7 protein-coding genes are annotated in these 12,894 nt (G+C 36.6%); 5 read left to right on the forward strand and 2 right to left on the reverse strand.

Going from position 1 to position 12,894, the window contains the following annotated elements:
• Positions 1-149: 149 nt before the first annotated feature.
• Both ACP6PL_RS01175 and ACP6PL_RS01180 read right to left on the reverse strand, forming a co-directional pair.
• Positions 150-599, reverse strand: coding sequence for a YlqD family protein (locus tag ACP6PL_RS01175; protein WP_426541673.1), 450 nt, complete (start codon positions 597-599; stop codon positions 150-152).
• Positions 600-720: 121 nt separating this feature from the next.
• Positions 721-2,685 (reverse strand): long-chain fatty acid--CoA ligase, encoded by a 1,965-nt coding sequence (locus tag ACP6PL_RS01180; RefSeq protein ID WP_426541675.1) that lies wholly within the window; start codon positions 2,683-2,685, stop codon positions 721-723.
• Between the two features lie 453 nt (positions 2,686-3,138).
• On the opposite strand from ACP6PL_RS01180, the gene ACP6PL_RS01185 reads away from it, so the two are divergent.
• The 5 genes from ACP6PL_RS01185 to ACP6PL_RS01205 all read left to right on the forward strand — a co-directional run bounded on the left by ACP6PL_RS01185 (position 3,139) and on the right by ACP6PL_RS01205 (position 12,592).
• Positions 3,139-4,539 (forward strand): protein kinase domain-containing protein, encoded by a 1,401-nt coding sequence (locus ACP6PL_RS01185; protein WP_426541677.1) that lies wholly within the window; start codon positions 3,139-3,141, stop codon positions 4,537-4,539.
• 86 nt (positions 4,540-4,625) lie between these two features.
• Positions 4,626-6,029, forward strand: a complete 1,404-nt coding sequence (locus ACP6PL_RS01190; RefSeq protein WP_426541679.1) for an ABC transporter substrate-binding protein — start codon at positions 4,626-4,628, stop codon at positions 6,027-6,029.
• 218 nt (positions 6,030-6,247) lie between these two features.
• A complete protein-coding gene (locus ACP6PL_RS01195; protein WP_426541681.1) occupies positions 6,248-7,999 on the forward strand; it encodes a protein kinase domain-containing protein in 1,752 nt (583 codons plus the stop codon).
• A 329-nt stretch (positions 8,000-8,328) separates the two neighbouring features.
• Positions 8,329-10,944, forward strand: a complete 2,616-nt coding sequence (locus ACP6PL_RS01200) for a GUN4 domain-containing protein (protein WP_426541683.1) — start codon at positions 8,329-8,331, stop codon at positions 10,942-10,944.
• Between the two features lie 730 nt (positions 10,945-11,674).
• Complete coding sequence (locus tag ACP6PL_RS01205; RefSeq protein WP_426541685.1) at positions 11,675-12,592, forward strand: histone deacetylase family protein; 918 nt, start codon at positions 11,675-11,677, stop codon at positions 12,590-12,592.
• Positions 12,593-12,894: the final 302 nt, after the last annotated feature.

Here is a 12,894-nt window from a genome sequence, read left to right on the forward strand (position 1 = left end):
GAAAAAAAAGTAGGTTTATCTCATTAATTTCAGAACTAATATAGTATCAATTCCCAATATTTAATTATTTACTGGATACCATTTTTCCTTTTTCCCGATCCTCCATATCTCCCTAATAAAAAATACTTTTCTAGACTTCTCCTTTTTCTTTAAACTTCACCTCTTACTTCCTCAATTACCCCATCCCGGAGTAAAATTTCTACTTGCATTTTTTTGATCAAATTATCTCCAATATCCGCAGTAAATACACTTTCAATTTGACCTTGACTAACTTGTTGTTCCAATTCTAATGTTTGTACTTGTTGTAGTTGTTGTAGAGCTTGATTTTTCTGATCTAAAAGCTCATTTTTCTTTTGATTTACCTGAAGTTGAATATTATCAATCTGCTGTTGTACTTGAGGACCAGGAGGTTGTACACTTTGCTTCTGAACTTCAGAAATCATTCGTTGACCTTGCATTTCCAGTCGTTGCAATTCACTATCTAAATTATTAATTTGGCTTTGTAATTGTTGTTGAGCTTCTTCTTTCCAGCGTGGGGTAACGACTACTTTAACATTAATCGCTCGCTTTAGAAGTAATTGTGTTTGAGAATACTCCATAAAATTGTTCTTGTTAGTTTCTTTTGTGTTTACAAATACGCGCGAGAAAATTGATTGTAGACTTTAAGATTTCAGAGCATCTAGTTGAGATAAAAAATCCAAAATCCACAACAGTGATTAATCAATCAAACATTCTGTTAATCATATCGTGGTAATGTTCCGTAACAATGGGACGCTTAATCTTCATTGTTTGAGTCATCATGCCATTCTCGATAGTCAACGGCTCCAGAATCAAGCTAAAAGGTCCTATACGGTCATCTGGCCGATATCCAGGGCGGTTTTTTACTTCTCGATTCAACTCTTGACGGAATAACTCTTGAACCTTCTGGCTTTCCCAATTAATATCAGGTTTAGAAGGATCAGATTGAGCAGCCCACTCTTCCACAGCCTCAATATTAGGCACAATTAAAGCACCCAAAAATTTCTGGTCTTGCCCCACCAACATAATTTGGTCTATATATTGACTACGGGCACAAGCATCTTCAATAGGCTGAGGTTCAATATTTTCTCCATTAGTCAAAACAATTGTATCTTTTGCCCGCCCCGTTAAGACTAAATCATTTCTAGGAGTCATCCAACCAATATCACCAGTATTAAACCAACCCTCTGAGTCAATAGCTTTATTAGTCGCTTCAGGATTTTGATAATAACCCGCCATAATTTGTGGACCCCGCGCTAAAACTATTCCTTTCTCTCCAGGAGATAAAGTTTTGCCACTTTCTGGGTCAACTATTTTAATCTCAGCTCCCGGAATAGGTCTTCCAGCGGACCCCCGCAAATTTTCCCAATGGTGTCGGGCGGTCAAAACTGGGGAAGTTTCTGTTAAACCATATCCAACCAATAAACCTATACCCACTGCTTCAAAGAAATTTTCTAAGTGCATTGCTAGGGAACCCCCCCCACTCACGGCAAATTTTAACCGACCTCCTGTAGCTTGACGGATTTTTTGATAAACAATTTTTTCTCCCAAAATATGAAGAGGCAATAATACCCAACTCTTTAAAGTTGCTAGGAATTTTTCAGACTCAGAAGGTTTGTCAAGTTGTAAAACTAATCCTTGACTAATGCGCCTAGCTGTGGTGTATTGCTCACTTATACCGAAGAAAAAATTTGCTAATTTTTGTTTAGTTGCTGGTTGTTCCCGTAGTTGTTTTTGTACTCCGTCATAAATTAGTTCCCAAACCCTGGGCACACTTATGACGTAGTGGGGTTTGTATTCTTGGAAATCTTTTTTCAGATGACGTTTAGTAGTATAAATTGCAGTACAACCTTGAGAGAGGAAAAAATATTCTCCAGTTCGACCAAAAGTATGCCAAGTTGGTAAGATATTCAAGGTGCATTCTCCTGGTTGTGGTTGTAAAATTGCACCAATATTATTGATTTGATATAGCAAGTTACCGTGGGTGAGCATTACTCCCTTGGGCTTGCCAGTGGTGCCAGAAGTGTAGAGTAAGGTAGCTAGAGTTTCCAGATTTTGGTTTGTTGGTTTGAGGGGAGCTTCTTCTCCTGTGGCAATTACTTGGGAAAATTTGACCACAGGTAGATTGTCAGAGTTTGGATCTTCCTCAGATAGGAGAACAATTAGATGTATGGGTAAGTCTTGTAGGCGATCGCTCAATTTCTGTAACAAGGCCAAATTTTCTACGACCAAACTAACACTACCACTATCTTGAAGAATGTAAACCAGTTCTTCTATATCTGCAGTTCCACTTCTAACTACATCCGCAGCACCCGCAGCAATAATACCTTGGTCAGCAATCATCCACCGGGGGCTATTATCAGCAAATAAGGCCACTCTAGGAGGTAGAGATGTGCCATTTTCTGTGGAGACAACCCCCAAAGCTTGTAAACCAGCAGCAAACTTTTGAATCTGTTGGTTAAGTTCTTCGTAGGTAAATTTTACTTCTGGTGTAACGTGGGGGTCGTGGAGGGCGGTAATTTGGCCGAAGTGTTTGGCAGCCAATGGCCATATTTCCGAGAGAGATTGAACAGAGTCGTAGAGAGTGACTGTTTGGAGATTGGCACGTTCGCGATCGCTCATTTGCCAGGAGTTGGAGGAGTTGGGAGATTTTATAGATGTGGTCATTGTCTACTTCCTAAAAGTATTTGGTTATAAGTCTAGTATCCGAAAATTTTGGGCAAGTTTACTAATTTTAGGGACAGTTTTTTAACTTACCCCTGGTATTGATTTTCTCCCATCTTGGCAAAGTATGAGGCTTTTAGAAGTCAGAAGTCAGAAGTCAGAAGTCAAAAGTTAGAAGTTAGGAGTCAGAAGTTAGGAGTCAGAAGTTAGGAAATATTAATTCATTTGATAAATAAGTAGTGCTGTGACACACCTAAAATGTTGCAATAGTAGGGGCGGGTTCCCCGTTAAGTTAACGGTTCAACCACCAGATGAGATGAACCTGCCCCCTATATAGGGCTTACGTCAAGGCTTTCAGTATTATCAAAATTCTCGATCTTTAATATTATTAAACGAAAGGAAATTAGCCTATAGAAGCTGATGTAAAAGATTAAAATTAACTTTCTCAAAGAAACAATGACTAACAGAATACTTAAGGATCGTTATCAAATTATCTCTGAGTTAGGAAAGGGTGGTTTTGGAACGACTTATTTAGCTAGGGATATAGAGCTTTCTAATCATCCTCAATGTGTTGTTAAACAACTAGCTCCATTAGACCCACGACCGAAAGTTTTTCAAGTGGCTAAAAGTTTATTTGAAAAAGAAGCAAAAGCCGTAAAAAATTTGGGAAAACATAATCAAATACCTGGATTTTTTGACTATTTTGAAGAGGGAGGGCAATTTTATTTAGTACAAGAATTTATTGAAGGAAATGACTTAGCAAAAGAGATTTATTCTCAAAGAATATTTACAGAAAATGAGACCGTTAAACTATTGACTGAAATCTTAGAAGTTTTAAAATATGTGCATCAGCAAAATGTAATTCATCGTGACTTAAAGCTTCAGAATATTATGCGGAGACAATCTGATGGAAAAATTGTCTTAATAGATTTTGGGGCAGTGAAAGAAATTAAAGGATTAACAGTGACAAGTGAAGGTCATACAATTACAACAATAGCAGTGGGAACTCCTGGATATATGCCCAGCGAACAAGCAGCAGGTAAACCTAAATTTTGTAGTGATATTTATGCTGTGGGAATGATAGGTATTGAAGCATTAACTGGAATGCGGGTAAATCAGTTTCGTGAAAATCCATCCACTGGTGAAATTATTTGGAAAAACCAAGTTAATGTAACTAATAATTTGGGTTCAGTTCTGGATAAAATGGTGTTGTATGATTGGAGAAATCGTTATCAAACTGTTGATGAAGTTATCGGTGAATTAAGGAATATTGGTAAACGCCCACTTTCTTATAAACGTTTGGGAATTGCTGCTGGTATTGCTGCTTTGGTTGGTCTTGCTTTGGTTGGTGTTGCTTCTATCTTCTCAAAAGGAGTCATAGAAGCAGGGCATGGGAAAGATGTGGAGGCAATGTACAATCGTTTGGATGCTTTGGCAGAAGCAGGGCAATGGCGTAAGGCAGATCGACAGAATTGGCAATTAATTAACCAAATTGGCGATCAGGATGGGGATTACTCTTACATATCTGCCTTAGAAGCAGAGCAATTTTCTTGCCCAGATTTGCAGCGAATTAATCAAATTTGGACACAAAGATCGAATGGCAGATTTGGCTACACTGCCCAGCTTCAGGTAATTCAAGAAAATGGGGACAACCTGAAAGTTTTTCGAGACAATGTTCAAGCTTGGCGACGGTTCGCGATCGCCGTAGGATGGAAAACAGGAACAGATAAGGATGACAATGGCTACCTCTTGGATAAAGACCTTAAGTTTACAATGGATGCTCCAAAGGGACACCTCAGTACCGACGATGAAAATTTTGACTTAATTCTAATTCGAGCTTCCCAGTGTGAATTATGATCTAAAGAAATTTGAATGTGCATAAGTTTAATCCTCTCAAGAACTAATATTAGTTGAGTTTCGCTGAATTTTTATTTTTTATATTTATGAACAGTATATTACGAGTTAAACTGCTAAAGCTAATATTCCTTAGTTTCATAGTCTTTATTGTCATTTCTTGTGCTGAAAATTCTCCTAAATTGAATGGTGACCGTATTTCGGAGCGTATTACATTTGGAGAGCGATCCTTAGCAAATCCAGAGGAAGTTAGACCTGAAAGAGAAAGAGGAATTAATTCAATTGCCAATAGGAATTACGATCGCGCATTTAGAACTTTAACTAATTACTTGGAATCAACACCCAATGATCCAGAAGCACGAATTTTTCTGAATAACCTAGAAGTTGAAAAAAGTAAAAAACCTTACCACGTTATTGCTGTATCTATGCCAATTAGTAGTAATTTGAATGCTTCTCTGGAAGTTTTGCGTGGAGTTGCTCATGCTCAGTATGATTGGAATTTTTCTAGATCGGGTGGTGAAGGAATGCTGAAAGTAGCAATTGTTGATGATGATGATGATAACCCTAATAATGGTACGAAAATTGCGGAAGAAGTTGCCACAGAGTTAGGCAAGAGACAGGAAATTCTAGGAGTAGTTGGTCATTACACAAGTGACACTTCCCTAGCAACAGCCAATATTTACAAAGATTACCAGCTTGTATCGATATCTTTTAGTACCTCTGTTGAGCTAACAAATTACAGTCCTTATTTTTTTCGCACTGTACCTAACGATCAAGCAGCTGCAAAAGCTTTAGCAAAATATGCTCAGACTGAGTTTAACTCAGTAAAAGCAGTGGTATTTTATAACTCAGATAGCAAGTACAGCAAATCCCTAAGTCAAGAATTTATCTCTGAGATAGGGAGAAGGAATATTATTCTGAGAGAAAACCCAGATTGCGATCTATCTACATGGTCAAAAAATCCTGAAGGTTGGCGTGAGAAAGCAACTAAAGTTCTGAATAGGGCAAAAGATTCAGCAAATGTGTTGATGCTAGCTCCCAGTTCAGGTTATTTAGATCGAGCTCTGGAAATACTTCAGGTTAATCAAGGGGATTTACCAGTATTAGGTGGGGATGAAGTTTACTCTGCAAAGACTCTTGAGAAAGGTAGAGATAGTGCTTTAGGAATGATTGTAGCTATAGCATGGGATATTGAAGTAAATGAAGCAGGTTCAGATTTTCCCGAACGCTCTCGAAAACTTTGGGGAACTTCAAGTGTGAATTGGCGAACAATTACTGCGTATGATGCAGTTCAAGCTCTTGGGAAAGCAATTGACGATCAAGCTAAACCAACTCGTGAAGGTGTTCGGGAGGAGTTATCATCAAACTTTTCTACACCTGGAGCATTGAGAGCAGTAAAATTTTTAGATTCTGGTGACTATGATGGTGATATTCAATTAGTGGAAGTTGTGAAGATTGGGTCTCGGTATGACTTTGTACCTCTTAAGCGTTAAGAAGTTGTTTGAAAAGTATTGTATAGAACCGATAAATCCTAAAAACCTAACCCCCCTTCCCTACCAGGGAATGGGGGTTTCAAAGCCTCTCTCCTCGCAGGAGAGAGGTTTGGAGAGAGGTTTTTATGAATTTACAAACAGCTTCTAAGGAACTTAGATAAGAGATGTTAGATTAATGAGGTAGAGTTATAAATTAATATAACTTTCTCAAAAAAACAATGACTAACAGGATACTTAGACATCGCTATAAAATTTTATCAGAGTTAGGAAAAGGTGGTTTTGGCACTACTTATTTAGCTACCGATCTAGATCTTCCTAATAATCCTCCATGTGTTGTTAAACACCTGGCTCCTTCTGACCCACGACCAAAAGTGTTTCAAATTGCTAAAACTTTATTTGATAAGGAAGCAAGAACATTACAACATCTGGGAGAACATAATCAAATCCCCAAATTACTAGCTTACTTTGAAGAGGATAAACAATTTTATTTGGTGCAAGAGTTTGTTAAAGGTTATGACTTAACAAAAGAGATTTATTCTGGCAAAAGGTTTAGCGAAAATGAGGTAGTCAAACTATTAGTTGAAATTTTAGAAGTTTTAAAATATGTGCATCAGCAAAACGTAATTCATCGTGACTTAAAACCTCAGAATATTATGCGTAGAGAATCTGATGACAAAATAGTTTTAATCGATTTTGGGGCTGTCAAAGAAATTAAAGGATTAACCGTAACAAGCGAAGGTCATACAACTATTACTATAGCTGTGGGAACTCCTGGATATATGCCTCTTGAACAAGCAGCAGGTAAACCAAAATTTTGTAGTGATATTTATGCTGTGGGAATGATGGCTATTGAAGCATTAACTAGAATCAAAGCTGGTAAATTACAAGAAAATAAATCTACAGGTGAAATTATCTGGAAAAACCAAGTTCATGTGAGTGAAAAATTGGGTAGAATTTTAGATAAAATGGTTGCTGATTATTGGAGGCATCGTTATCAAAATATTGATGAGCTAATAACTGAATTAGGAAAGATTGGTAATCAACCTATCTGGGGATTAAGATTTAACAACTTTTTTAGCAGGATTTCAAGTGAATTATCTGAGCAGTTTAATAATAATGTAAATAATCAATCACAGTCTTCCACATCACAACAAGCAACAGCTTTAATATTTAAGAATATTGATTGTACTAAATTGCATGATTTATTAGCAGCAAAAAAGTGGAAACAGGCAAATTGGGAAACAAATATAGTTATGCAAAAAGCTGCGAAAATAAGATTGCTAGTAAAATTTTTGGGAGTATTTGGTTGGGGATTAAATTCCCAGAATATGAAACAAATTTCTTGTACTGACTTGCAAACTATTGACCAACTTTGGCAACAATACAGTAACGGTAAATTTGGATTTAGTATACAAAAGCAAATTTACTTGGATACGGGAAATAATCCCTTAGAATTTACAAAAGAAACTTATCAAAAATTTTCCGAGAAAATTGGATGGAAACTAAAGCGAAATAAGGGACTTCTGGGTGGATGGTTATTATATTGTAATTTAATCTTTAAAAACAAAGCCTCTAGAGGACATCTCCCAGTATTAATAACTTCAAAAATTCGATTTTGGTCTGTATTATGTGGACTGGCATTTTGTTCTAGTATAGTCGGTCTATTTAGCATTTATAGTTATTTAGTTTTACAATTGTATTACATCTACGGTGGTTTAATTAATAATTTGTTTTTGATTTTAAAGGCGCAGTACAAGTATGGTGCTTTGATTGGTCGTGGAATTTTTGTTATTTTAGTATTTATTATCTTTTTTGGTATTTTGTTATTTTTGATTTGGGCTAGTAGAATAATTAGGCTTAACTATTTAATCAGAAGGCGTTGGTATTTGTCGAATTCTCATTCATATTTTTGCTTTCTTTCACACAGACTTGATGAATGTAACATAGAAGGGTTTAAGTCATCTACATAAGAAAATTAAGAGTTACTCTGTTTGATTATTTTAATTAAAATACAAATCAAGGGGAATATATAGCAATAATTTTAGTATTGCATACGACTATTCTAGCTTATTTATTAATCCCTTACTCCTGACTTCTGGCTGCTGAGTCGTAATAATATAAAATTGATATAATATTATTTTCGGTTAAATAGTTATTATAATTACAGTTCGTAGTAGGGCTTTAGCCCGAACTGTAGATAGGGCTGAAGCCCTACTACAAACAAAAACTTTATTATAAGTGATTATCCGTTAGCGTAGCTCCCCCGGAGGGGGCATATGATATAACTTAATAAAAAACAATGACTAGCAAAACACTTAGACATCGCTATAAAATTTTATCAGAGCTAGGCAAAGGTGGTTTCGGCACCACTTATTTAGCTACTGATCTAGACCTTCCCAATCATCCTAAATGTGTTGTTAAACAACTCGCTCCATCAGACCCTAGACCACAAGTTTTTCAAATTGCTAAAACTTTATTTGAAAAAGAAGCCATAACATTACAACGTCTGGGAGAACACAATCAAATCCCCAGATTATTTGCCTACTTTGAAGAGGGCGAGCAATTTTATCTAGTTCAGGAATTTATTCAAGGTAACGATTTAACAAAAGAGATTTATCTAGGGCAAAAAATCACTGAAGAACAAGCAATTCAACTATTAACTGAAATCTTAGAAGTTTTAAAGTATGTACATCAACAAAATGTAATTCATCGTGACTTAAAACCTCAGAATATTATGCGGAGAAAATCTGATAAAAAAATAGTTTTAATTGACTTTGGTGCAGTCAAAGAAATTAAAGGGTTAACCATAACAACTGGAGGTCATACAACCCACACAATAGCAGTAGGAACTCCTGGATATATGCCCGGTGAACAAGCAGCAGGTCAACCGAGATTGTGTAGCGATATTTATGCTGTGGGAATGATGACTATTGAAGCATTAAGTGGAATGCAGGCAAGTCGATTAGCTAAAGACCCATCCACTGGTGAACTTATCTGGAAAAACCAAGTTAATGTGAGTGAAAAATTGGGTATAGTTCTAGATAAAATGGTTGCGGATTATTGGAGACATCGTTATCAAACTATTGATGAAATAATGGTGGAATTAAATGATAATAATTATGTGAATAATCAATCACAACAACAAACAGTTTTAATACATAAAAATCAGGTTAATAATCAACAACCAACTATTCCTCCTTCTGCTTCACCGTCATTTACCCCACAACCTTCACCAACTCCCTCTCCAAGTTGGGTCAAAATAGGCTTAGGTATTGCTGGCGGTGCTATTCTTGCTGGTATTATTATTATTCCTAATATTCTTAGGCAAAAAGAAACATCTTCACCATCACCTACTGTCAACGTTCAAGAGCAGGAAATATCTTCACCATCACCTCCACCTACCCTCAACGATCAAGACCAGGAAAAACTTTTACCACCACCCCTACCACCATTACCACCTCTACCACCACTACCACCTACCCCCAACGATCCCAAAATAAAAATTAGAGAAAGACTTCTCAAGAACCAGGAAAAATTTTTACCTGCACCAAACCGCAATACTATCTCCTACGCCAAAAATATTTCCGAAATTCACACTCTTACTGGTCATAACGACTGGATTCGTTCTGTTGCGGTAAGTCCAGATGGACAGACTATTGTTAGTGGTAGCTATGACAAAACCATCAAAGTCTGGGATGTCCCAACTGGTAGTCTCAAGATGACTCTCTCTGACAATAGTGAACCAGTTTTGTCGGTGGCTATTAATCCCAACGGGAAAACTATTGTTAGTGGTAGCGCTGACGGCACGATTAAGGTTTGGGATTTAGCAACAGGAACTCTCAAAGCTACTCTTACTGATCATAGGAAGGAAGTTTATTCTCTTGCTATTAGCTCCGACGGACAAACTATTATTAGTGGTAGTGCTGACGGCACGATTAAGGTTTGGGATTTAACAACAGGAACTCTCAAAGCTACTATTAATGGTCATAGTAACGCTGTTTATTCTGTTGCCATCAGTTCCGACGGACAAACTATTGTGAGTGGTAGTGGTGATAGCACGATTAAGGTTTGGGATTTAGCAACTGGTAATCTCAAAGCTACTCTCACTGGTCATAACGACCAAGTTTTTTCTATTGCCATCAGTCCTGACGGACAAACTATTGTGAGTGGCAGCGCTGACGGCATAGTTAAGGTTTGGGATTTGGCAACTGGTAATCTCAAAGACACTCTCACTGGTCATACTAAGGAGGTTTGGTCTGTTGCTATTAGCTCAGATGGGAAAACCATTGTTAGTGGTAGCGAAGACAAGACTATCAAAATCTGGGATTTGGCAACTGGTAATCTCAAAGACACTCTCACTGGTCATCAATGGGTAGTTACGTCCGTTGCCATCAGTGCCGACGGACAAAATATTATTAGTGGTAGTGACGACAAAACTATTAAAGTCTGGAGTGAATTCGCAGATTACTCTAAAATAAAAAAGCTGCTTGCAGAAGGAAAGTGGAAAGAAGCAGATCGGGAAACAGAAAAGATTATGCTTCAAGTTGCCAAGCGAAAATCCGAAGCATGGTTAAATCCCGTTTCAATATCTACATTTCCTTGTTCAGACCTCAAAAAAATAGACAAACTTTGGGTAGAAAATTCTAATGGGCATTTTGGTTTCAGCGTGCAAAAACCAATCTATTTAGAAACAGGAAATAAGCCAAGAAATTTTCAAGAAGAACCCTATAAACTTTTTGGCAAAACTGTTGGATGGTATCAAAATGATAACTGGTTAAAATATGATGAGCTAGCCTTTGATTTTCCTGAAAACTCACCAAAAGGTCATCTTCCTCCTCCCCATCGTAAAAGAACAAGTGCTGCACTTGCTCCATACCATTATCTGATGGATAAACTAATAAAATGTAATTTGTAATCTAAATTTCGTATATTTAAGCTACATTATGGCCAGGTTAGTTAGTAGCAGTAGTTGATAGTTAAGTAGTTATAACAAGCATGAAAAAATAATATTACAAAGAGCAAATAGAATTCTGGGAAACTTAATTTATGATAGTCCAAAGATGAAGATTTATATCATGTTCGGATAATTTAGTTATAATAAATTTTTGGTTTGTAGTTGGGCTTTAGCCCTAAGATATTTCCCTGGCTAGAGCAAAACTACGAGCATAATTATGACTGTCATAGCGAACATGATATTACTTATATGAAATACGAAAAATTATGCTACAAACAAAGCATCAGATAAAGCTTATAATATAAAATACAAAAAATTTACAAATAAATATATGAATCTCTCTATTAATTTTTGGTAGCAAACATTAACGTATTTCATATTACCACTTACTACCTAAAACCTAAAATTTATTTGTAGAAAATATTTATGAAGCTGGTATTAGACGTAATTAAATGTAATTAAACTTTACTATTTGTAGTGATATTTATGCTGTAGGAATTATAGGTATTGAAGCATTAACTGGAATGCATGCGAATAATGTTTACTACCAAAGATTGATGGATAGATGGGGAGATTCGTATATTTTATTTGCACAATTTTTTGTATTTCAGATTAGAAGCTTTATTTGTAGCGTAATTTTTCGTATCTCATATAAAATTAATTTACTGTCTTTTTTATTTGTACTTAATTAATGAATTTACCAATTATTTATCATCCTAATTATATTGCACCTATGCCATCTGGTCATCGCTTTCCGATGGCAAAATTCAAACTACTTTATGAAATGTTACTGGCAGATGAAGTAACAAATAAATCCCATTTTTTTACCCCAGATTTCCCACCTTTAGAATGGATAGAATTAATACATAATCCCAACTATATAGAAGGATATTGTAACGGCACTTTAGACCCAAAAGCACAAAGACGAATCGGTTTGCCCTGGAGTGAAGCATTAGCAAATCGAACTTGCATTGCTGTGGGTGGTGCAATATTAACAGCGCAGTTGGCATTGAAACATGGTTTAGCTTGCAATACTGCTGGTGGCACTCATCATGCGTTTCCCAGTTATGGGTCTGGATTTTGTATTTTTAATGATTTAGCGATCGCTGCTCGTGTGATTCAAAAATTAGGATTAGCAAAAAAAATTCTAATAGTAGATTTAGATGTGCATCAAGGAGATGGCACTGCTTGGATATTTCAAAACGATCCTACTGTATTTACATTTTCCATGCACTGTGGTATTAATTTTCCCAGTAGAAAACAAATTAGCGATTTAGACGTACCTTTGCCAGAGGGAATGGATGACGATCGCTATCTCCAGACATTAGCAGAATATTTACCAGATTTGTTGTCAGAAGTCAAGCCAGATTTGGTTTTGTATGATGCAGGAGTCGATACTCATATCCATGATGTTTTGGGAAAGTTAGCTTTGACAAATACAGGAATATTTCGGCGGGAGATGCAAGTATTGAGTACCTGTGTAGGAGCAGGTTATCCCGTCGCTTGCGTTATTGGTGGTGGGTATACTAAGGATATGAATTCATTGGTTTACACTCATTCATTATTGCATCGTGCTGCTAGAGATGTTTTTCAGCAGTATCGACTGTGATAGTGAGATGGGGTGATGGGGAGCTGGGGAGATAGGGAGACTAAGCACTAATTAAGCCTTTGTTTGTAGTTGGGCTAAAGCCCATGATATGTCTGGGCTAAAGCCCAACTACGATCATGATTATGTTTTACCTATTAGACATCTCCGATAATAAAAAATAAAATCAATTATTTCCCCCTACTGGACTGTTTCATCTTCAATGTTGCAACAGGAAATTGGTCAGAGATTGCTATCCTAACGGACTGCTCCGCATTCATGTCGGCTCTTAGCCGAAACACTATCGTTTGCGATAGCAAACCTGC

The sequence above is a fragment of the Dapis purpurea BLCC-M126 genome (genome assembly GCF_050015975.1).
Taxonomy (GTDB): domain Bacteria; phylum Cyanobacteriota; class Cyanobacteriia; order Cyanobacteriales; family Microcoleaceae; genus Trichodesmium.